13 protein-coding genes are annotated in these 22,465 nt (G+C 72.2%); 1 reads left to right on the top strand and 12 read right to left on the bottom strand.

Features of this window, described 5'->3' with window-relative positions:
- The 7 genes from ACIA8L_RS54335 to dpgA form a co-directional block, all read right to left on the bottom strand.
- Positions 1–7,853 (bottom strand): amino acid adenylation domain-containing protein (locus ACIA8L_RS54335; RefSeq protein ID WP_395917851.1); only part of this gene is annotated, 7,853 nt, incomplete at its 3' end.
- A gap of 190 nt (positions 7,854–8,043) precedes the next feature.
- Positions 8,044–9,642, bottom strand: coding sequence for an ATP-binding protein (locus ACIA8L_RS54330; protein ID WP_395917849.1), 1,599 nt, complete (start codon positions 9,640–9,642; stop codon positions 8,044–8,046).
- A 113-nt stretch (positions 9,643–9,755) separates the two neighbouring features.
- On the bottom strand, positions 9,756–11,621 hold the full coding sequence (locus tag ACIA8L_RS54325) for an ABC transporter ATP-binding protein (RefSeq protein ID WP_395917847.1): 1,866 nt from the start codon (positions 11,619–11,621) through the stop codon (positions 9,756–9,758).
- Positions 11,622–11,847: 226 nt separating this feature from the next.
- Positions 11,848–12,681, bottom strand: coding sequence for an enoyl-CoA-hydratase DpgD (gene dpgD / locus ACIA8L_RS54320; protein WP_395917845.1), 834 nt, complete (start codon positions 12,679–12,681; stop codon positions 11,848–11,850).
- Positions 12,678–14,018: a (3,5-dihydroxyphenyl)acetyl-CoA 1,2-dioxygenase DpgC gene (gene dpgC, locus ACIA8L_RS54315; RefSeq protein ID WP_395917843.1), complete on the bottom strand. Its 1,341-nt coding sequence runs from the start codon at positions 14,016–14,018 to the stop codon at positions 12,678–12,680. Before dpgC ends, dpgD begins: the two co-directional genes overlap by 4 nt.
- Entirely contained in the window at positions 14,015–14,695 is a 681-nt protein-coding gene (gene dpgB / locus ACIA8L_RS54310) for an enoyl-CoA-hydratase DpgB (RefSeq protein WP_395917841.1), read from the bottom strand. Before dpgB ends, dpgC begins: the two co-directional genes overlap by 4 nt.
- An 11-nt stretch (positions 14,696–14,706) precedes the next feature.
- On the bottom strand, positions 14,707–15,927 hold the full coding sequence (dpgA, locus tag ACIA8L_RS54305) for a 3,5-dihydroxyphenylacetyl-CoA synthase DpgA (RefSeq protein ID WP_395917839.1): 1,221 nt from the start codon (positions 15,925–15,927) through the stop codon (positions 14,707–14,709).
- A gap of 335 nt (positions 15,928–16,262) precedes the next feature.
- Between dpgA and ACIA8L_RS54300 the strand changes: the two genes are divergently transcribed.
- The gene (locus tag ACIA8L_RS54300) at positions 16,263–17,084 is read left to right on the top strand and encodes a BTAD domain-containing putative transcriptional regulator (protein WP_395917837.1); all 822 of its coding nucleotides are present in this window, start codon (positions 16,263–16,265) and stop codon (positions 17,082–17,084) included.
- A 45-nt stretch (positions 17,085–17,129) separates the two neighbouring features.
- On the opposite strand, the gene gntD is transcribed toward ACIA8L_RS54300, so the two are convergent.
- From gntD to ACIA8L_RS54275, 5 genes are all read right to left on the bottom strand, one after another.
- On the bottom strand, positions 17,130–18,131 hold the full coding sequence (gene gntD / locus ACIA8L_RS54295; RefSeq protein ID WP_395917835.1) for a guanitoxin biosynthesis L-enduracididine beta-hydroxylase GntD: 1,002 nt from the start codon (positions 18,129–18,131) through the stop codon (positions 17,130–17,132).
- 416 nt (positions 18,132–18,547) lie between these two features.
- Positions 18,548–19,663 carry a capreomycidine synthase gene (vioD, locus tag ACIA8L_RS54290; protein ID WP_395917833.1) on the bottom strand — a complete coding sequence of 372 codons (1,116 nt, stop codon included), beginning with the start codon at positions 19,661–19,663 and terminating at the stop codon, positions 18,548–18,550.
- Complete coding sequence (locus ACIA8L_RS54285; RefSeq protein WP_395917831.1) at positions 19,660–20,481, bottom strand: alpha/beta fold hydrolase; 822 nt, start codon at positions 20,479–20,481, stop codon at positions 19,660–19,662. Before ACIA8L_RS54285 ends, vioD begins: the two co-directional genes overlap by 4 nt.
- Before the next feature lie 15 nt (positions 20,482–20,496).
- Positions 20,497–20,718, bottom strand: coding sequence for an MbtH family protein (locus ACIA8L_RS54280; RefSeq protein ID WP_395917829.1), 222 nt, complete (start codon positions 20,716–20,718; stop codon positions 20,497–20,499).
- 20 nt (positions 20,719–20,738) lie between these two features.
- Positions 20,739–22,322, bottom strand: coding sequence for an MBL fold metallo-hydrolase (locus ACIA8L_RS54275; RefSeq protein WP_395917827.1), 1,584 nt, complete (start codon positions 22,320–22,322; stop codon positions 20,739–20,741).
- Between the last annotated feature and the right edge of the window lie 143 nt (positions 22,323–22,465).

Genomic DNA, 22,465 nt, shown 5'->3' with positions numbered 1-22,465 from the left:
GCCAACTGGAACTTCGACCGCTGCACCGGCAACGACGGATCCAAAGTCACGTACGCGCCGCCCGCCCGCCACACCGCCAGCACCGCACGCACGAAGTCCTCACCACTCTCGACCGCCAAGCCAACCACCGACTCCGGGCCCACACCGACCGACCGCAGATAATTCGCCAGCTGGTTGACCCGCGGATCCGGATAGTCGATCAGCGCATCCACGCCCGACACCGCCGGCAACTCGACCGGCGGCGCCTCATGCCACGAACCCGCCGACAGGGCCAACTGGGACAGGTGCGCATGCTCGGTGATCTCCGCGAGCAGCTCCAGGAAGTGCGCGATCAGGCGGCGGATCGTGGCCTCGTCGAACAGCCGGGTCGCGTAATGCACCGCACCGATCAGACCCGGGCCGTCCTCAGCAACGATCAGCCGGAGGTCGAACTTGGCCGGCAGGTCCTGCACCTCGCCGGACGGGGCCCGACCATCCTGGCCCGCGAAGTAATTGAACAGCACCTGAAACAACGGACTGCGAGACCGGTCACGGTCATGCACCAACTCGTCAACCAGACGCTCGAACGGCACATCCTGATGCGCGAACGCCTGCAACGTCTCGGCCCGCACACGGGCCAGCAGCTCACCGAACGTCGGATCACCAGACAGATCCGCACGCAAGACCAACGTGTTGACGAAGTACCCGATCAAGCCCTCGACCTCGGCCCGGTTCCGGTTCGCGATCGGGGTGCCGACCACGATGTCGTCTTGTCCCGAGTAGCGGGACAGCAGCATCGTGTACAGGGCGAACATCGTCATGAACATCGAGGCGCCCGACTTCCGCGAGAGTGCGCGTAGCCGCTCGACCACATCGGCCGGGATCTCGAAGTCGATCATCGCACCGGCCGATGAGCGCACCGGCGGGCGTGGCCGGTCCGTCGGCAGCTCCAGGACCGGTGCGTCGGCCAGGCGGTTCAGCCAGTACTGCAGCTGGGTTTCGAGGACCTCGCCGGACAGCCACTGGCGCTGCCAGGTGGCGTAGTCCGCGTACTGCACTGGGAGCGGCGGCAGGCCGGCCGGCACGCCCTCGCGGGCGGCGGCGTACAGGGCGTCGAGTTCACGGTGCATGATCGTCAGGGACCACTCGTCGCTGACGATGTGGTGCATGGACAGGACCAGGACGTGGTCGTCGGGGGCGAGGCGCAGCAGGGTCGCCCGGAACGGCGGGCCGGCCGCCAGGTCGAACGGCACGGTCAGGTCGTCCGACAGCCAGGCCCGGGCGGCGGCGAGCGGGTCGTCCCGGCCGCTCAGGTCGATCACCGGCAGGCGGAAGAAGGTCAGCGCGTCGACCACCTGGTGCGGCACGCCGTCCTCGCCGGCGACCAGCCGCGTGCGCAGCACCTCGTGCCGCCCCACGAGTGCGTCCAGCGCCGCGGCGAGCGCCGCCACGTCGAGTGCGCCGCTGAGCCGGACCGAGGTCGACGTGTTGTACTCGGCCGACTCCGGCTCCAGCTGCGCCAGGAACCACAACCGCTGCTGCGCGAACGACAACGGCAGCTTCCGGCCCCGGTCAACGGCCACAATGGACGGCACCACGAGTCCGGGTGCGGCCGCCTCGACCGCCTCCGCGACTCCGGCCACGGATGGCGCGTCGAACAGCGCCGCCACGGGCAGCTCGACCCCGAACGCGGCGCGAATGCGGGAGATCACCTGGGTGGCGAGCAGCGAGTGCCCGCCCAGCTCGAAGAAGTTGTCGTGCACGCCGACCCGGTCGACGCCGAGGACATCGCCCCAGATCCCAGCGAGAACCTCCTGCGTGGGCGTCTGCGGCGCAACGAACGCGTCCTCCAGCTCCGGCCGCGACTGATCCGGCGCCGGCAACGCCGAACGATCGACCTTCCCGTTACCCGTCAGCGGGATCGCGGCCAGTTCGACAAACACCGCCGGGATCATGAACTCCGGCAGCCGCTCCCCCAGAAAACCCCGCAGTTGGGTGGTCGACGGGATCCCGTCCTCGGCCACCAGGTAGGCAATCAGCCGCCCGTTGTCGGCGACGATCACCGCGCCGTTAACGGCCGGATGACTGAGCAGGGCAGCCTGGATCTCCGCCGGCTCGATCCGATACCCACGGACTTTGACCTGATCATCGGCACGGCCGAGGAACGAGATCAACCCGTCCGGACGGCGCTTGACCACGTCACCCGTCCGATACAGCCGTCCACCGGGGGTGAACGGATCGGCGACGAACCGTTCGGCGGTCAGCTCCGGCCGGCCCCGGTACCCGCGGGCCAAGGCCGCCCCACCGACATAGAGCTCGCCGTGCACCCCGGCGGGCACCTCTCGCAGCGACCGATCCAGCACGTACAGCCGAACGTTCGGCAGTGGTGCACCGATCGGGACCACCACATCGTCGAGCACAGCGTCGCTGAGCCGAACCGTCGCCACCCCGATCGTGGTCTCGGTCGGGCCGTAGTGGTTGGCGATGACCCGGTCCCCGGCGGCGTCTACGAGGGATCTGGCCAGACCGATCGGGGTGGCCTCACCACCGAGCACCAACGTCCGGGATGGGAGCAGCTCCTCCAGCGGCGCGGCCTCAAGCAAGCTGGCCAGATGGGAAGGGACGATCTTCATGTAGTCGGCGCCGTGGCCGGCCACATCGTCGGGATCGAGGTAGAGCAGCCGGCCGCCAGTCGTGAGCGCGGTGAACAGCACGGTGTTGCCGAAGTCGGTGGTCGGCGGTTGTAGCAGCGCATACGTGGTGCCGGGCGCTCCGATCCCCAACCGGTCCGGCATCGTCGTCACGTAGTTGAGCAGCCCGCGGTGGGTGACCTGAGCCGCCTTCGGGCGACCGGTCGACCCGGACGTGAACATCACATACGCGACCCGGTCCAGCGCCAGGCCGGGCACCTGCGGCGGCGACTCCGGCATGACGCCGATCATCGGATCATCCAGCAGCACCGTGCGCAGCCGGCCCACCGGCAGATCACCAATCAGCTCGGCCGAACCGACCAACACCGACACACCCGCCTCGGCGAGCTGGAACCTGGAGCGTTGCACCGGCAACGACGGATCCAGGGCCACGTACGCGCCGCCCGCCCGCCAGACCGCCAGCACGGCTTGCACAAAATCGTCGCCACGCTCGACCGCCAGGCCGACCACCGACTCCGGGCCGACACCGACCGACCGCAAATAGTTCGCCAGCTGGTTGACCCGCGGGTCCGGGTAAGCGATCAGCGCATCCACGCCCGTCACGGACGGCAGTGGGAGTGCGGGTGCCTCATGCCATGAACCGGCCGACAAGAGCAGCTCGGAGAGGTGCGCGTCCTCCGTGATCGCCGTGAGCAGCTCCAGGAAGTGGGCGATCAGGCGCCGGATCGTGGCCTCGTCGAACAGCTGGGTCGCGTAGTGCACGGCGCCGACCAGGCCCGGGCCGCGCTCCTTCACGATGAGGCGCAGGTCGAACTTGGCCAGGGCCCGTCTGGGCCGGCCGATGGTGTCGCTAGCGTCGTCGATGCCGGCAGGCGCCAGGTCGTCGGCGGTGAAGTAGTTGAACAGGGCCTGGAACAGTGGGGTTCGCGAGCGGTCGCGGTCCTGGACGAGCTCGTCGACGAGGCGCTCGAACGGCACGTCCTGGTGGGCGAACGCCGACAGCGCCTCGGCCCGCACGCGGGCCAGCAGTTCGCCGAACGTTGGATCATCGGACAGGTCGGTGCGCAGGACGAGGGTGTTGACGAAGTAGCCGATCAACCCCTCGATCTCGGCGCGGTTGCGGTTGGCGATCGGGGTGCCGACCACGATGTCGTCCTGGCCGGAGTAGCGGGACAGCAGCAGCGCGTACGCGGCGAACGTCGTCATGAACATCGACGCGCCCGACGCTCGTGAGAGTGTTCGCAGGCGGTCGATCACGGCGTCCGGGATCGCGAAGTCGATCATCGCGCCGTCCGACGAACGTACCGGCGGGCGTGGGCGGTCGGTCGGCAGTTCCAGGACGGGCGCGTCGGCCAGCCGGGCGCGCCAATAGGCGAGATGGTTCTCCAGGGTCTCGCCGGAGAGCCAGGCGCGTTGCCAGACCGCGAAGTCCGCGTACTGCACCGGGAGCGCCGGCAGACCGGCCTCCGCCGCGGCGCGCTCGGCCGCGTAGAGCGCCTCGAGCTCGCGGCGCAGGATGCCCTCGGACCACTCGTCGGCGACGACGTGGTGCATGGCGATGGCGATCAAATGTTCGTCGTCGGCCAGCCGGAGCAGCGACGCCCGGAACAGCGGCCCGGACGCGAGGTCGAACGGCACGGCGAGGTCGGCGGCCACCCACTCGTCCACGGCCGCGTCCGGATCGCGCCGGCCCGAAACGCCGGACGAGCGGGCCGTGGACAGGTCAACCACCGGCAGGTCGAACGGCGCCGGCGGGTCGATCACCTGCCACGGCACGCCGTCCACGTCGGCGACCAGGCGCGTGCGCAGCACCTCGTGCCGGGCCACCAGCCCACCCAGCGCGGCCGCCAGCGCCGCCACGTCCAGCGGGCCGGTCAGTCCGATCAAGATCGGGGTGTTGTACTCCACCGAGCCCGGCTCCAGCTGCGCCAGGAACCACAGCCGCTGCTGCGCGAACGACAACGGCAGCGCCCCGTCCCGACCGGCCGACACGACGGACGGCGCCACCATCCCGGGCGTGGCCACGTCCACGAGCGCCGCGAGCCCGGCCACGGTCGGCGCGTCGAAGATCGCCGCCACCGGTACCTCGACGCCGAACACGACCCGGATGCGCGACACCACCTGCGTGGCCAGCAACGAGTGCCCACCAAGGCTGAAGAAGTCGTCGAACACACCAACCCGGTCCACACCGAGCAACTGCGCCCACACCCCGGCCAGCAACTCCTCTGTAGTCGTACGCGGCGCCACGAAGTCCAACTCCGGCCGCACCCCATCGGGCGCCGGCAACGCCGAACGATCAATCTTGCCGTTCGGCGACAACGGCAACGCATCCAAACCGACGAACACCGACGGCACCATGAACTCCGGCAACCGCTCCCGCAGCATCTCCCGCAAACCCGCAACACCCGCCGGCACCACATAGGCCACCAGCCGATCCTGACCGTCAGCCACCACCACCGCCGCACTGACCTCAGGATGCGCGGTCAGCGCGTACTCGATCTCCCCCGGTTCGACCCGGAACCCACGCACCTTCACCTGCACATCAGCCCGACCCAGAAACTCCACCTGACCGTCCGGCCGCCACCGGCCCAGATCGCCCGTCCGATACAGCCGCGAACCATCACCGGCGAACGGATCGGCCACGAACCGCTCCGCGGTCAGATCCGGGCACCCGCCATAGCCGCGGGTAAGGCCGGACCCGCCCAGGAACAGTTGACCGACCACCCCGGCCGGCACAGGATTGAGCCAACGGTCCAGCAGATGCAGGCTCGTGCCGGGCAGGGGGCTGCCGATCGGCGCCGGGCCGTCCCCATCGAGTGCGGACACGTCGCAGAATGTGGAGTCGATCGTCGCCTCGGTCACGCCGTACGCCGTCAAGACCCGCGCATCGCCGAGGGCCCGACGGGCCCGGGCCGCGGCGCTCAAACGCCATACGTCGGTCGTGACCACCAGCAGCCGCAGCGAAGGCAGCGACGTTCCACTCCGCTCCAGGTAGTCGACGAGCGCGTCCACATAGCGCGGAGCACACTCCAACGCCTCAACACCGTCCAACGTGGACGCGAACACAGCCGGGTCGAGCTGCGCGCCCGGCTCCCCCAGCACCAGCGTCCCGCCGGAGCACAACGCCCGCACCACATCACCGGTGAACACATCGAAGCTCGCACTCGCCAGGGACAGCCAGCGCATGCCGTGGACGCCCGGGAAGTGCGCCTGCGACCAGCCAGCGAAAATCGACAGCAGCGCGGCGTGCGGGACCAGGCTGGCCTTCGGGCGGCCGGTCGAGCCGGACGTGTAGACGACCGCGGCCAGGCCGGCACGGCGGCCATCCACCGTTCCCTCGCCGGTGATGCCGTCCGGGCCGATGGTTACCGACACACCGCTGTCGGCCGTCATGAACTCCAGGCGCTCGGCCGGGTACGCCGGGTCCAGCGCGAGATAGGCCGCGCCGGCGCGCCACACCGCCAGCACCGCGACAATGAGATCCACGGTCCGCGGCAGCGCCAGGCCCACCACCGAGCCCGCGCCGACGCCGCGGCCGCGCAGCTCCGCCGCCAAACGGTCGGCCTGGGCGAACAGCTCGGCGTAGGACAGCGAGACACCGCCGGCCGCCACCGCGACCGCCGTCGGGTTCGCCGCCGCGGCGATGACGTCGTGGACCCCGCCGGACGGTGGGGGCACCGGGCCGCCGTCGGACCAGTCCTGGACCTGGCGGGACTCGGGGTCGGTCAGCAGGGGCAGCGCCGACAAGCGCGTTGCGGGGTTCGTTGCCACCGCCTCGAGCAGGACCGATAGGTGGCCGATGAGCCGGCGGATCGTCGGCTCGTCGAACAGCGCCGTCGCGAACTCCACGCCGCCGGCCAGCCCGCCGTTGCGCTCGCCGATCGAGAGGGTCAGGTCGAAGGGGGCGGCTCCGTGGAGTACACCTTCATGGGGAGGCTCGTCGGGGGCGTCTGCTCCGTCGTCGGTGACGTAGTTGAAGAGGGCCTGGAACAATGGGGTCCGGGAGCGGTCGCGGGCGACGGCCAGCTCGTCGACGAGCTGCTCGAACGGCACATCCTGGTGGGCGAACGCGGCCAGAGCGTCCGATCGCACGCGGCCCAGCAGTTCGGTGAACGTGGGGTCGCCGGACAGGTCCGTGCGCAGGACCAGGGTGTTGACGAAGAAGCCGATCAGGCCCTCGAGCTCGGCCCGGTTGCGGTTCGCGACCGGGGTGCCGACGACGATGTCCTCCTGGCCGGTCCAGCGGGTCAGCAGGGCGGCGAACGCGGCGTACAACGTCATGAACATCGACGCGCCGGACTCGCGGGCGACCGTGCGCAGGCCCTCGGCCACGGCGGGGGGCATCCGGAAGTGGATGAGCGCGCCGTCGGCGGAGCGCAGGGCGGGGCGGGGGCGGTTGAGCGGGAGCTCCAAGGCCGGCGCGGCGGCGAGGCGGTTGCGCCAGTAGGCGACCTGGCCGCCGAGGACCTCGCCGGACAGCCAGCCGCGCTGCCAGACGGCGAAGTCGGCGTACTGCACGGGCAGGGGCGGCAGGCCCGGGTCGGCGGCCTGCTGGGCGGCGGCGTACAGGGCCTCGAGCTCGCGGCGCAGGATCGGCGTCGACCACTCGTCGCTGACCACGTGGTGCTTGGCGATGGCGAGGACGTGCTCGTCCGGAGCGATGCGCAGCAGGGTGGCCCGGAACAGCGGCCCGGCAGCCAGGTCGAACGGTGTGCGCGCGTCGGCGGTCAGCCAGGCGCCGACCGCGTCCTCGGCCAGCTCGACCACCGGCAGGTCGATCGGCGCCGGCGGGTCGACGACCTGCCACGGGACGCCTTCGGCGTCGGCGACCAGCCGAGTCCGCAGCACCTCGTGCCGGGCCACCAGTGCGCTCAGCGCCGCCGCGAGGGCAGCCGCGTCGACCGTGCCGGTGAGGCCGATCGTGGTCTGGCTGTTGTACTCGACCGAGTCCGGGTCCAGCTGGGCGAGGAACCACAGGCGCTGCTGCGCGAACGACAGCGGCAGCGGCCGGCCGCGGCCGGCGGACGGAATGGGGGTGCTGCGGGCGCTGTCACGGTCGCTCAGCAGGGCGATGAGCGCGCCGCGGTGGGCCCGGATCAGTTCGCGGACCTCGCCGGTCATGGCGTTCTTGGCGGCGATCGCGCGCAGCTGCCCGTCGCCGAGGTACAGGTGGACGCCGCGGCCGTCGAGGTCGGTAAGGAGTGCGGAGGCGGTCGGAGGCATCGCGTGAGTCCGTCCTCGTCGGTCTGGGCATCCGCGGAACGGCCGCGACACCGCTGAGGGCACAGGGCATGGAACGTTCGACGACGGTCGCATGCCGGCCGGGGCGCGGAAAGGCTTCGCCAGAGCGGCGTCAGGTCAGCGCGATCGGGCCTCCAGCCCGTGCACGAACCCTGATTGGACGGCGAAATGGTCAGTGCGGAGAGGGCCGGTGCGGAGGGAGAGTCACCCGGACCGTCGTGCCGCGGCCGGGGGCGCTGTCGATGTCCACGGCGCCGCCGACCTCGCGCAGCCGTTCGCGCATCAGGTCCAGGCCCATGCCGTGCCGACCGCCGGCGTCCCGCTGGTCGAAGCCGCGGCCGTCGTCGCGGACCGTCACCTCGACGTGGTCGCCGGTGGCGACCAGCCGGACCTCGATGGTGCGCGGCTCGCCGTGGCGGATCGCGTTGCCGATCGCCTCCTGCACAACCCGCAGGACCGCGTGCTCGGAGGCCGGGTCGAGGGCGACCTCGTCGAGGCTGACGGTGACCGGGATGCCGAGGCGGGCCTCGTACGCCCGGCACAGCTGATCGAGGGCGGCGACGAGGCCGGCGTCCTCCAGCTGGATCGGGCGCAGCTCGAGCAGCAGCGCCCGCATCTCGCGCATGGTCCGGGCCAGGGCGCGCTCCATCGACTCCGCCTGCTCCTGCAGCGCCGAGCCGGGGGCCAGCGCCTTGCGCATGCCGGCGGCGACCAGGCTCACCGAGAACAGATCCTGCGAGATGGAGTCGTGCAGCTCCCGGGCGATCCGGCCGCGCTCGGCGCGGCGGGCCTCGGCGCCGGCGGCGGCCCGCTGCTCGTCGACGGCGGCGCCGAGGCGCTCGGCCATCGCGTTGAACGCCCGCTCCAGCCGGCCCACCTCGTCGCCGCCGGACACCGGGATGCGCACCCGCAGATCGCCGCCGGCCATTGCGGCGGTGCCGTCGGACAGCCGCCGGATGCGCCGGATGAGCCGGCCGGTGCTCAGCAGGCCGAACAGCGCGCCGACCGGGACGAGCAGGGCGAGCACCACGGCGCCGGGGAGCACGAGTGATGGGATCGCATGGTTGGGGGTCTCGGCCTCGGCGTCCTTGCTGGCCGCCGGGCCGGCCGGCTCCGGTCCGTCCTTGTCGGCGGTGGGGGTCGGCGCGCCCGTGCCGCCGCCGGCGCCGGCCTTGGGGTCCATCTCGATGTACGCGACGCCGATGGTGCGCTGGACCGTGCCGTCCGCGGCCACGATCTCAATCGGGGCCGTGGCCCAGGCGTAGGTGCGGCGCTTCTCCTCGGCCCGGCCGTCCGCCGGGGCCGGGCCGCGGGCCGCCGCCGGCAGGCTGGCGCCGGGCTGGTACGCGCCGGCCGGGTCAGCGGCGATGACGCGCCCGTCGGTGTCGGCGAGCACCTGCACGATGTCGCCGGTCTGGGCGACGCCGGTACCCGAGGCGCTGGGCGCGACGGCGGGCCGCTCGAGGAAGCCGCCGGCGGCCGCCTCGGCGATGAGCGCGCTGTCGGTGCGGTTCCCGGCCCGGGCGTTGACGGTGGCGGTCCGGCCGACCTCGGTGGCCAGGTCGTGCGCGAACGACTGCACCGTCACCCGGGTGAGGTTCTGCTCGGCCTCGATCGCCCGCTCCTGGGCCTTGTTGGCGGCGGTGTCGGCCTCGCGGAACTGCGGCAGCATCGCGAGGAGGAGCGCGAACTCGACCAGGATCACGGCCGCGGCCGATACGAGCACGTACGAGGCCGCCATGCGGGAGCGCAGGCCGAGATGGGACAGCACGTTCGCCTCCGGGCCGCTGATGGGTCAGAGCCCCAGCGTACCCACGACGACCAGTCCCGACGGTCGATCGCCGCGCGGTGGTCACCGCGCAATCCGCACTGTGGCTCGACGGGCTACGGCTCGACGGGCTGATGCTGCGGCGCGGCCGGCTCGCTCTGCTGCAGGTCCTCCTCGAGGAAGGCGCTGGCCTGGATGGCGAACAGCTCCGCGTAGAGGCCGTTGTTGGCCATCAGCGCGGTGTGGCTGCCGTTCTCCACGATCCGACCGTCCTTCAGCACGACGATCCGGTCGGCGGCGCGCACGGTCGCGAAGCGGTGCGAGATCAGCACGACGGTCTTGTTCTCGTACAGCTGGCGGACGCTGTCGAACAGGTCCCGCTCGGCCCGGGCGTCGAGCGACGCCGTGGGCTCGTCGAGGATCACCAGCGGCGCGTCGCGGTAGAGGGCCCGGGCCAGCGCCACCCGCTGCCACTGCCCGAGCGACAGGTCCACACCCCGGCCGAACTGCGGGCCGAGGATCGTGTCGTAGCCGTCGGGCAGCTCGGACAGGTAGCCGTCGGCGCCGGCCGCGCGAGCCGCCGCGCGGACCTGCTCGAGGTCGCCCTCGCGGTTGGTCGCGCCGAGGTGGATGTTGTCGGTCGCGGTGAGCGCGTAGCGGATGAAGTCCTGGAACAGCACCGCGACCGAGTCGCGCCAGGCGGTCAGGTCGGCGTCCTTGAGGTCGGTGCCGTCGACCCGGACCGCGCCCGCGCGCGGCTCGTACAGTCCAGCGATGAGCTTGGCCAGGGTGGACTTGCCGGAGCCGTTCTCGCCGACCAGGGCGACCACCTCGCCCGCGTTGATCCGAAGGTCGACGCCCTCGACGGCGTTGCGGTTCGTGTCGCGGTACCGGAAGGTCGCCCCCTCCAGCTCGATGCGCTCGAAGTCGCACCGCAGCGCCACACCGGCCCGATGGCGGGTGAGGTCCGCCTCGAGGGCGAGGAAGTTGTTGAGGTCGTGCACGATCGGCGCCGATTCGAAGAACCGGTTGGTCTCCACGACCGAGTCGAGCAGGCGCTGGCCGAACAGCAGCATCGCCGCGGCGATCGCCCCGGTCTGGGCCAGGGTCAGCACGCCCCGGCGGTTGAGCACGATGAGCGTGACCGCGGCCAGGGCCAGGACCAGGTTGCTGCCGAAGGTGGAGATGAGCGACGCGCGCAGCTGGCGGCGCAGGGTGGCGGCCAGCAGGCCGATCCGCTCGTCCATCGACTCCCGCCAGCGCCGGGCCAGGTGCGCGGCCAGGTTGAAGGCGCGGATCTCCTTGGCCGGGTCGCGCAGGGTCAGCAGCTGGAAGAGGTACATCCGGGCGCGGTCCATGCGGGCGATGCGCACCACGAAGGTGAAGTACGCCTCGCCGACGCGGGTGCCGCCCATCCAGACCGGCACGGCCACCAGCAGGATCACCAGAGCCACCCACGGCTGCATGATGAGCAGCGCGATCCACAGCGAGCCGAGCGCGAACATGTTCTGCCCAATGGTGATCATGCTCTGTACCATCATCATCGGGCGGCCGAGCGCCTGGGCGGTGGCCCGCTGCAGGCGGTCGTGGAACTCCGAGTCGTCGAAGTCGTCCAGCTCGGCCAGGCACGTGACCTTCAGAATCTCCGAGCTGATGTACAGCGTGACCCGCTCGCCGATGATCTGCCGCCGGTTGTTGATGACCGCGCCGGCCAGCCCCATGAGCGCGTTGGCCGCGATGAACAGCACGAGCCCGAGCGCGATGCCGCTCGCGCTGCTGTCAGTGTCGGCCTTGAGCAGGCCGGTGAGCAACCGCTGCACCTGCAAGATGAGGACGAGGAAGCCCAGCGCCTGGACCAACTGCAGGACGACGACGGTGACGAAGTCGCGCGGCCCGGCCTTCCAGACCAGGCGCAGCGCGCCGCCGAGCAGGCGGAACGTCGCACGGACCCCCTTGGGCCGCGGCACTTCCGGTGGATGCATCGTTCATCACTCCTTGGGCAGCACCGCGGCGCTCGGCCTGAGCGTCCCGCTGGGCGATCGTCACATCAGTGCGGAGGCGGCCACAACAAACGCGATCCGCCCGTCAGGACGCCTCCAGCGCGCCGCCTCCGCCAGGCGTTCACACGTCCCTGCGGCGTCCTCGCATCGGGCCGCGGTGTTCGACTGAGGCAGGCGACGCAGTCGAACACCGCCGCCCCGGGCGTCATCAGCGGTTGAGCCAGCTGGGCCGGCGCCGCTGGGCGAAGGCGCGCGGCCCCTCGACCGCGTCGCGGCTGTGCATACGCCGCTGCTCCCACTCGAACCGGGTGGCGAACGCCTGCTCCAGCGTCATGTCCAGCGAGCGCATCGTCGCCTCCTTGACCGCCCGGGTGGCCAGCGGCGCCGCCTTGAGCAGGTCCTCGACCCACTCGCCGACGCACTCGTCGAGCCGCCCGGCCGGCACCACCTCATTGACCAGGCCCAGCCGCAGCGCGGTCTCCGCGGTGAGCTGCCGGCCGGTGAGCAGGTAGCCCATCGCGCACTTCAGCGGCACCTGCCGGGCCAGCCGGAACGCCCCGCCGGCGCCCGGCACCAGGCCCAGGCGCACCTCCGGCAGCGCGAACACGGCGGTGTCGGCGGCCACGATGATGTCGCAGGCCAGGGCCAGCTCGAAGCCGCCGCCGAGCGCCCAGCCGTTGACCCGCGCGACGATCGGCTTGGAGAAGCCGAACCGCTCGGTGAGCCGGGGCCAGCCGGGCTGGCCGCGGCTGCCGAAGGTGGTCGGCTCGGCGCCGTAGCGGTCCAGCCCGGCCCGCTCGTGCAGGTCTTGGCCGACCGAGAACGAGCGGTCGCCGGCCCCGGTGAGCACCACGACCCGCACGTCGTCGTCGGCGTCGGCGTCGTCCCAGATGCAGGCGAGCTCCACGTGGGTGCGCAGGTCCATCGCGTTGAGCCGCTCGGGACGGTCGAGCGTGACGTACGCGACGTGGCCGCGCTTCTCGTAGCGCACCCGGGAGCGCTCGCCGCCCGGCGGCGCCCCGTCGGGCTCGGTGCCGCTCATGCCGCGGTCACGAAGCGGCCGACCTTGCCCAGGACGTCCGCGCTGTAGATGCGGCGGGCCTGCTGCAGGGCGAACTGCGCCAGGTAGGCCCGGAACACCGGCACCGGCTCCTCGGCCTCGATCAGCATCCGGCGGTTGGCCGCGACGGCCCCGCCGCGCAGCCGCTCCGCGCAGCGCGGCACGGCGGCGTCCAGCTCCTCGCCGGGGTCGTAGACCTCGTCGACGAACAGCCGGGCGTCGGGCTCGATGACCCGGATCCGCCGGCCGAGCAGGATCACCTGGCGGGCCAGCCGCGCGCCGCCGTGCCGGGTGAGCCGCAGGTTGCCGGCCCCCGGCACGATGCCCTCCTGGGCCGCGGGCAGGCTCAGGTAGGCGTCGGCCGCGGCGATCACGTGGTCGGCGGCGAGGAGCAGCTGGCAGCCGCCGCCGATCGCGAAGCCGTCGACCACGGCGAGCCAGGGTTTGCCGCCGGGCTCCTCCCACCAGCCCTCGCCGTGGCCCAGGCCCCGGGTCAGCTTGGCGATGTAGCCCATCTCCCGGCGCAGCAGGAACTCCAGCAGCCCGATCCGGCCGGCGTGCAGCGCCTTGAGGTTGATGCCCGCGCTGAAGACCCTCCGACCTTGGTACCGCGGATGCGTCATCTCCCCGCCGCGCACCACGAGAACCTCGGCCGCGGGGTCGAGCAGCGCCAGGTCGACGGCCGTCTCCATGTCGTCGACCTGGCGCTCGTCCTCGGCGTTGAGGCAGTCCGGGCGGCGGAAGGTCAGATGGGCGACGCCGTCGCGGCGGTGCAGCCGGACCGAGCCGAGGTCCGCTTCGCCGGCGCCGCGGTAGGCGGCCAGCGCGGCCCGTGCGCGGGAGGTGGGGCGGCGCATGGCGTCCAGCAGGTGGCTGCCCTCGCGCGGCCGGCGCAGTACCGCCGCGACGAGAAGCCCCTGGTCCACCTCCCACCCCTCCTTGGCCGCCTGCGGCCGGGACCGGTCCTCGGTTAGCGCGGCGGCCCCGGGCACCAGGCCCGGGTAGGCCACTGCGGCGGCGGCGCACAGCTCGGTCAGCCGCAGCGGCCGGGACCGGTCGTCGGTCAGCTCGGCGTAGACGGCCGCCGTGTGACGCTCGAGGAAGGCGCCGCGGGCCCGGCGCGCGGCGGCGTGCGCCGCCGCTGCGGCCGCGCGCTGCTCCGGCGTGCGCTGCGCCGGCTCGGGCAGCGCGTCGAGCACGTCGGCCGCTCGCCCGGCGGCGACCGCGACGGCCCGCCGGGCGACGGCCAGATCCTCCGCCGCCGGGGCCAGGTCCGGGCCGGCGAGATCCGAGCCGGCGACGTCCAGGCCGGCCGTCATGAGGCGGTCTCCGCGGCGAGGCGAAGGGTCCGGTCGACGGCGGCGAGGTGGGTGCCGAGGGCCTCCTCGAACCCGACGGTCGGCGCGTCGAGGGCCAGCTGCCGGCGGACCGCGAGCTCCGTGCCGGACAGCGTCGCGGCCCGGGCGGCGGCGGCCTCGACCGCGGCGTCGAGGTCGTCGGTCACCTCGTGCACGAGGTGCACGGCCAGTGCGTCGGCGATGTCGATCGCCGCGCCGAACAGGGCCGCGCGCCGCACGGCGGCGGCGTGCGGGGCCTGCCGGGCGAGCCGGTACAGCGCCATCCCGGGCCAGACGAGCCCGGCCTGGGTCGGCAGGACCAGCCGAGCGGTGCGCGACGCGATCCGGTGGTCGGTGGCCAGCAGCGCGTCGAGGGCCGGCCCGCCGCAGTCGTCGGGCACCGCGGCGATGGTGGTGGCCGGCAGCCGTTCGAACCGGCGCAGCACCTGCTCCCACCGGTTGACCAGCTTGGTGGTGAGGCGGTCGGCCCAGCCGTCGGCCGGGGCGCCGGTCGCGCGCACCACCACGACGGCGGCGCCGGCCGCGTCCTCGGCCTGGACGCAGATCGCCGCCACGGCGCCGACCGTCTCGGCCGACAGCGGCTGGGCCCCGTCGATGCGCAGCAGCAGGGGGCCGGCGGCCGCGCGCCGGGCGCTCACGTGTTCCCCGGTCACCATTGGACCAGCGCCGTCTCGATGGTGGAGCCGGGGCCCATGGTCATGAGCACCCCGTAGTCGCCGGGCTCGGCGACCCGCTCGCGCTGCAGCCGGTCGAAGGAGAACAGGAACGAGCCGCTGGAGAGGTTGCCGTAGTCGCGCAGCACGCCCGTCGTGTGGCGCACGTCGTGGCGGGTCAGGCCGAGGTTCACCCGTACCGCGTCGATGACCTTCTTGCCGCCGGAGTGCACCAGCCAGTGTGCGATGTCGCGGCGGCGCAGGCCCGAGCGGCTCAGCAGCCGGTCGACGACCTCGCCGGCGTTCGCTCCGACCACGTACGGGATGTCGGGGTCCAGGAAGAAGCTGAACCGGTGCTGGGCGTCGTCCCAGTCGTACCGCATCGCGTCGAACGCGTCGGTGATGATCCGGCTGGCGAAGTCGAGGATCCGCGGGGCGGACGGGTCCGCGTCCGCGGCGGGGTCGGCCGGCGCGACGAGGGCGACGGCCGCCGCGCCGTCGCCGAAGAGGCTGTTGACGACGGCGGTGCGCATCGTGGAGTCCATGACGTAGGCGGCCGAGCAGGCCTCGGCGCACACCATGACGGCGACCCGGCCCGGGTTGGCCTTGGCCCAGGCGGCGGTGCCGTTGAGCGCGTTGAGCCCGGCGTTGCAGCCCATGCCGACCACGTCGACACGGTGGCAGCCCGGGTCGATGCCCAGCTCGCGGATGAGCAGCCCGGTGAGGCCGGGGGTCAGGAAGCCGGTCGAGGTGACGCAGCACAGGTACTCGACGTCGGCCAGGCGCAGCCCGGCGTCGGCGAGCGCGGCGCGCAGGGCGTTGGCGCCCATCTCGGCCGCGACCGCCTTGTGCTTGCGCAGCAGGTCGCCCTGCGGCTCGTCGTGGGTGCGCCCGTCGGGGCTCACCGGCACGGTGAGGAAGCGGCGGTCGATCGCGCTGTTGGCGAAGACCGAGCGCACCTTGGGGTCGGTGATGGCGAACAGGTCGAGCAGGTCCAGCTGCGAGTACGGCCGGCCGGCGACCGCGGTGCCGACGCCGGCGACGGCGGGCGGGGCGGGCCGGCGGCGGGCCGCCGCGGGCCGGACGCGGGCGCCGGGGACGCGCGCGGCGGCCGCCGGCCCCGTCACGGGCCCGGCGGCCGCGTACACGCTTGGTTCGACCGTGGATGTCGGCGCCACGCCGACCGTGGCGACGCTCATCGGAATGTCCAGCCCCACATGCGCTTCTTACTGCGCGGACGCACCACTACCGAGGTCATGGCGGATCACCCTTTCCAAAAGAAAATGTAGGTGCATTGTGTCGGCGAATCCCGATGTCAACAAGGACGGTTGCAAACGCGATTTCAACACCGGTCCGCGGGTGTTCGACTGCGTCGAGCCCCTCAGTTGCACACTGGTGAAATGGCGACTGGACGGCCAAATTCACCGTCGATACGATCACCGCGAATCGCGCGGCCCCGGTGGCCGCGCCGCGCTCCCGTACGGCGCCGGGTCCGATCGATCCGGGCTCGGCCGGCGGTCAAACCCCGACACATGCCACGGCTGGAGGGCCGATGCAGTTTCTGATCCTGGGCGGCCTCGAAATACACGGACCCGGGCAACGCATGCAGATCAGCGCGCCGAAGCAGCGGGCGGTGCTCGCCGGCCTGCTGCTGTGCGCCAACAACGAAGTGCCGTTCGGGCAGCTGATCCGCTACGTGTGGGACGGCCGCCCGCCGGCGACCGCGCAGACCACGCTGCAGTCGTACATCTACCGCCTGCGCCAGTTGCTGCGGCCCCTGCCGGGCGTGGAACTGCGCACGAGCATCGACAGCTACATGCTCGCCGTCGAGCCCGCCGAGACGGACCTGTGGTCGTTCCGCACCCGGGTCGAGCAGGCCCGTGAGGACGCCGCGCGCAGCCGGTGGCCCGAGGCGATCGCCAGCCTGCGCGCGGCCGGCGCGGTGTGGCGCGGCAATGCGCTGACCGGCGTGCCCGGCGAGGTGATCCGGCAGGAGGGCCGGGTCCTGGACGGCGAGCGGATCGCCGCCTACGAGGAGCTCTACGGCGCCGAGATCTTCGTCGGCAACACCCGGCAGATCGTGCCGGAGCTGCAGCGGGCCGTCGCGTCGTACCCGTACCACGAGGTTTTCCACGCCCAGCTCATGCTGGCCCTCTACGCCTCGGGGCGGCAGGTCGAGGCGCTGCAGACCTTCGCCTCGGTCCGGTTGCGGCTGCGCGAGCGGCTGGGCATCGACCCCGGCCCCGGGCTGCAGCATCTGCACCGCTCGATCCTGCGGCAGCTGCCGGTGGAGCAGATGACGGCGCCGGGGCCGCCGCGACCGGTTCCCGGCGAACGCGACGAGCTGCGCGTCGGTCGGGAACCGGCTGCCTGAGCGGTCGAGCGGCTCAACGGATGGCCCGCTGAGCCGGCGAAAAGCTCAGTGGATGGCCCGGACCGCCGGGTTCGGCCGGGCTGCCCGCGACTTGCGCAGGTCGAGCGTCAGGTTGATGCGCTTGAGCCAGCGGTCGGTGCCGTCGTGGCGGGGCGTGAACGGCTTGCGGCCGTGCACGACCCGGAAGTTGTCCAGGAAGCAGAAGTCGCCGCTGGCCAGGGTCAGGTCGAACATCGCGTTGTCCATGGCTTTGACCAGGGCGTCCAACGCCCACTGGGCCTCCTGGTCGCCCTCGTCGACGACCATGAAGTACGGGTCGGCCCGGATGTAGGGCCGCTCCGGGTTGCCGAAGAGCACCGCGGCACGCTCCGGGCTGCGCTGCAGCTCGTCGATTTCGTCGAAGGCGTCCATGCCCGACTTGGAGTTGTTCTTGGCCAGGTGCGAGTCGTCGGGCCGGATGCCGAAGCGGTCCTGCAGCAGCACCTCCCGGGCGCCGTCGGGCAGGTCCAGGTCGTCGACGTAGCCGACCGTGGTCGCCGCCGAGTACGGGTTGCGCAGGCACGCGAAGGACAGGTAGTCGCCGCGCAGCGTGTGGTACGCGTCCTCGGTGTGCCAGGTCAGCGGGGCCTCGCTGCTGGAGCCCAGCTGCTCGTACTCGTGGCCCTTGATCGGGATGACGTCGTGGATGAGCCGGCCGTCCTGCTGGGTCGCCCATGCGAACGGGTGCCCGATGAGCGCGCCGAGCATCACCAGCAGCAGCTCCTCGCGGTGGGCCGGGGAGTGCTCGGGGCGCGCCCGCCAGTGCTCCAGCGTCGGACCGAGCCGGTCCTGGTCCACCTCGTAGCCGGAGATGCACAGCACCCCGGAGAGCCGCTCGAGGCGGAAGGCGTCGAGGCGCTCCTGCACCCGCGTGGGCAGCCCATGCGCCAGCACCGCGGCCTGGTGCAGCGCTTCCTCGGTTTCCAGCGGCCAGAGGTCGGCCTGGTGCTCATCCAGCAGCCGGTTGACCTGGTCGAGCTCCGACCGGTCCATATGCAGTTGGTCCATGCTGAGAACTCATCTCCCACTCGGTGACAATGAGGTCGGCGACCATGCAGCCGCCCGGTTGAGAAGGCCGCGACCCGCGCAATCGCCTCGGGTCGCACGCCGTGACATCGACATCCGCACTTGAAACCCTTACCTGTGCTCTGCGCTGCCTGGCGAACGCTAATTCGCACTCCTAACCGGGCGATGACGGCATTTCCGCGCGACATCGTCAGTCAGAGTAAGAGCCCTTTCCAGTTCGTTTGGGTGCATTGACCGGTCGCATTCATCGTCACCGTTCCGACCGGCTCGGGCAAGCGCCGCGAACCGGTTGCCACGATGCCACCAGCACGGCGCCAGAAACCTTCCGGAAAGCGATCCGCGCCGCGCACGAGAAATGGCGGTGTGCCGGGGCACACCGCCTTTTTCAATGACCGAAATCAGGCCGGCCAGTCCGCCAGCGCCCGGCCGAGGCGCTCCAAACCCTCGGTCAGCTGCTCCGTCGCGCCGCCGAAGCCCAGCCGGATGTGCTCGGGCGCGCCGAAGCAGGCGCCCGGGATGACCAGCACGCCGTGGCGCTTGAACAGGTCGTCGCAGAAGTCCCGGGTGTCGGCGAGGCCGGGCAGCCGAGGGAAGGCGGCCACGCCGCCGCCGGGCAGCGCGAGCTCGACCCGGTCGCCCTGCTCGCCGGCCCACTCGGCGAGCAGGGCACGATTGCTGGTCGCCTGCCGCAGCCGTGGCTCCAGGAACGCCGGAGCGTGCTCGATCACGGCCCCGGCCAGCAGCTCGATCAGCGGCGCCACGTGCAGCGTCGTGTAGTCGCGGATGCGCACGCAGCCGTCGATCACCGACGGCGGCGCGACACACCAGCCGAAGCGCAGCCCGGGCAGGCCGAACGCCTTGGAGAACGTGCCGAAGTCGATGCCGCGCTCGTACAGCGTGCTCACCGGCGGCAGGGGCGGCGCGTCGTACACCAGGCTGGTGAAGGCGCCGTCCCACAGCACGTAGGCCCCGGCCCGCTCGGCCAGCGCGACGACCTGCCGCAGCTCCTCCTCCGTCAGGTGCGCGCCGGTTGGGTTGTGCGGGAAGTTGAGCACGATGGCCCGGGTCCGCTCGCTCACCAGTGGCTCCAGGTCGGCCACGGCCGGGCGGAAGCCGCGCTCGGCCGGCAGCGTCCAGGTGCGCGTGGTGCAGCCCAGCGCCTCGGCGTAGGCGACCAGCAGGTGGTAGCCCGGCTGCACGGCGACGACCTCGTCGCCCGGGCCGAGCAGCGTCGAGAGCACCAGCGAGATCGCCTCGCTGGAGCCGTTGGCGGTGATCACCCGGCCGGGGTCGCCGTCGCCGAACCGGTCGGCGATGAGCCGGCGCAGCGCGGGGTCGCCGGTGGAGTACCCGTCGTCGAACGTCAGCCGGTCCAGGTCCTCCGGCCGCACGCCGGTCTTGGCCCGCAGCTCGGCCATGGTGTACGTCTGGACACCGCTGGAGCTGATGTCGATGTCGGCGGTGAAGTAGTAGTCGCGGAGCCAGTCCTCGAGCGGCGCCGGGCGAAGTCTCATGCGATGTCCTCGTGTTTGGCCAGAAACTCCAGGATCGCCGAGTTGACCTCGGCCGGGCGCTCGAGATAGCCGAAGTGCCCGGCGCCGGCGACCTCGATGAGGTCGCAGTCCGGGATGGCCGCGGCGACCTCGGCGCCGAGGTGGGGCGGCGTGACCAGGTCGTCGGCGAAGGCGATGACCCGGCACGGGGCGGCGACGCCGCGCAGGGCGTCGCGGCGGTCCACGGTCAGGTCGACCCAGTCCTGCCCGCCGGCGTAGCCGGCCGGCTCGGTGGCCGCCGCGTGGCGCAGAGTGTCGAGCCACCCGGCCGCCGCGACCGGGTCGTTGAGGGTGGCCGGCGAGAGCATCTGGAAGGCCGCGACGCCGGCCCTGAACTCGGCCGGCAGGCGGACGCCGCTCTCAGCCAGCGCCCGGGAGGCTGCGCTGTGCGCCAGGCGGGCCGGGTCGGAGCGGGACTTGGTGGAGATCAGCACAGCGCAGCGCACCAGCTCCGGCCAGCGGATCGCCAGCTCCTGCGCGATCAAGGCGCCCATCGAGGTGCCGACGATGCGGCACGGCGCCGCGCCGATGGCCTCGATGAGTCCCTTGGTGTCGGCGACGACGTCGTCGAGCGAATACCGGCCGGGCGGCGCGTCCGACGGCGGGATGCCGCGGTTGTCGAAGGTGATGGCCTGGTAGCCGGCGGCCACGACGGCCGGGGTCTGGTGCATTGTCCAGACCCGGCCGCCGGCCGACGAGCCCATGATGAACAGGACCCGCTCACCCCGGCCGTGCCGCTCGAAGCTGAGCCGGATGCCGTTGGTGAAGACGTAGGGCATGACGGGGGTTCCGGGTCATTCCCCGTCGAGGGCGAGGCGCAGGCTCTTGGGCCGCATGTCGGTCCAGGTCTTGCGCAGGTACTCGTCGCACTCCTCCTTGGAGGCGTGCACCCCGGTCTCGGCCCAGCCGCCCGGCACCGGCAGGTCGCCCGGCCACAGTGAGTACTGCTCCTCGTCGTTGACGAGCACCTTGAACCGGGCCTCGGGGTTGTCGAAGTCGAAGCTGACCGTACGCACCGCGTCCTCCTGAAAGTCGGCTACCAACGCCACTCACGCTGGCCGAGCAGGTGCTCGGCCTTGACCCCTGTCGCCGCACACCGGGCCAGGAAGGCCTCGACCTGCTTGAGCTGGTACGAGTCGGGGGTATAACTCGTCGCCATGACGTGACCCAGCCAGTCCTCCTCACCCATGGCGTAGATGTAGGCCTCGCCGGCGCCGAGCTCGGTGACGATCGCGCCGGCCTGCTCCGCGTTGGAGCCCGAGAGCTTGCGCGAGTCGCTCATCTTCTTCGTCACCGGCCGGGTCAGCAGAGCCTGGTACAGCCACGTCAGCGGGGCGCCGTCGCACTCCATGCCGAGGAAGGCCATGTCCGCCGGGCCGAGGTCGGCCCGCATGTAGCGGTAGAGCGCCGGGTCGATCCCGGAGGAGTCGGCCCCGACGAAGATCTTGCGGCCGGCGATCTCGACCCAGTACGTCGACTTGCCCCGGATGTCGAGGTCGGCGTGCTCGCCGAGGAAGGGCGTCGCGGTCACCTTGCCGCCCGGGAACGGCACCTCGTCGAAGTCGTCGACCTCGGCCACCGGCAGCCCGAGATGGCGCAGGTACAGCCCGAGCGACGGGTCGCACAGGTTGCCCCGCGACGAGCGCGGCACCACGATCGCACCGACCCGCCCGCGCAGCTGCAGCAGCGTCTCCAGCACGATGTGGTCCTGGTGGCCGTGGGTGATCACCACCAGGTCGATGTGGTCGGGCAGGTCGCTGAGCAGGTAGCGGCCGGACGCGTTGGTGTCGGCGTTGATGAACGGGTCGGTGACCACCGTGGCCTCGGGCGACTGCAGCACCAGGCAGGCGTGGCCGAAGTACCGGATGCGGCCACCGGCGTCGATGTGCCGGTCCTCGGCCTGCCCGGGTGCGTCGGTGAGCAGCCGCTCCAGCGCCGGCACGCGGTCGTCGGGCACCTCGAGGGCTTCCCGCAGCCGGCCGACGGTGGTCGGGCTCAGGCGGGCGGCGAACAGCTCGCGCAGCCCATCGTGGCGGAACGGGATGTCGAGGTCGAGCGCGTCGGGCGAGGGCAGGCGCGGGGTGCTGAGGATGAACGGCCGCTCGACGCCCGGCTCGAGCGAGAGCTGGACCGACTGGCGTTCCTCCTGGTACGCCGGGCTGCGGTACGCGACCGGCTCGATGAAGCGCAGCGTGGCCTGGTTGCCGGTGTCGTAGGCCAGCTCGACGGCGCCGTTGAGCTCCGGGGGCAGTTTCGGGTACAGCGGCGTGAGGTCGAACCCGGTCGCCTCTTGCTGCAGCAGCGTCTCGGCCTCGCCGATCGCCTCGGCGAAGCGCAGCATCGGGGCCCGGTCGCGCTTGATCGCGGCGACCAGGTCGCGCACCTCACCGGCCCGCCGCTCCGGGATGTTCACGAAGTACCCGCCGCGCAGCTCCGGGTTGGCGCACGCGGCCGCGTGCACCTGGGGCGACTGCAGGTACGACTCCAGCATCGGCAGCTGCAGCGCGGACAGGTTCAGCGCGGCCTGCACCGGCGCTACGGTGTGGTGCCAGGCGTAGAACCGGTCGACCAGCGGCTCGATGATGGCGTTCGGGCGCAGGAAGCGTGGCTCGTCAGACATGACCGTCCCTCGTCGGCGACGTGTGGTGGCCAACCGTCGCACGGGGGCCGCGGCCTGGGCCAGGGATCGCGATCGCGGCGGCAGATCGCCGCCAGCCGGGCGCCAGTCGGGCACCGGCGGGTGGGGAGCGGTTGGGCCCCCAG

Origin of the sequence: Dactylosporangium sp. NPDC051541 (genome assembly GCF_044454505.1) — a bacterium.
Classification (GTDB): domain Bacteria; phylum Actinomycetota; class Actinomycetes; order Mycobacteriales; family Micromonosporaceae; genus Dactylosporangium.
Note: the sequence above shows the minus strand (reverse complement) of the source record. Positions and strands in the feature narration are given on the sequence as shown.

Coding starts and splice junctions, on each gene's coding strand:
- ACIA8L_RS54285 (WP_395917831.1), bottom strand. CDS start 20,481: ATGCCCTACGTCTTCACCAACGGCATCCGGCTCAGCTTCGAGCGGCAC.
- ACIA8L_RS54275 (WP_395917827.1), bottom strand. CDS start 22,322: ATGTCTGACGAGCCACGCTTCCTGCGCCCGAACGCCATCATCGAGCCG.
- vioD (WP_395917833.1), bottom strand. CDS start 19,663: ATGAGACTTCGCCCGGCGCCGCTCGAGGACTGGCTCCGCGACTACTAC.
- gntD (WP_395917835.1), bottom strand. CDS start 18,131: ATGGACCAACTGCATATGGACCGGTCGGAGCTCGACCAGGTCAACCGG.
- dpgC (WP_395917843.1), bottom strand. CDS start 14,018: ATGACGGCCGGCCTGGACGTCGCCGGCTCGGATCTCGCCGGCCCGGAC.
- dpgD (WP_395917845.1), bottom strand. CDS start 12,681: ATGAGCGGCACCGAGCCCGACGGGGCGCCGCCGGGCGGCGAGCGCTCC.
- ACIA8L_RS54300 (WP_395917837.1), top strand. CDS start 16,263: ATGCAGTTTCTGATCCTGGGCGGCCTCGAAATACACGGACCCGGGCAA.
- ACIA8L_RS54325 (WP_395917847.1), bottom strand. CDS start 11,621: ATGCATCCACCGGAAGTGCCGCGGCCCAAGGGGGTCCGTGCGACGTTC.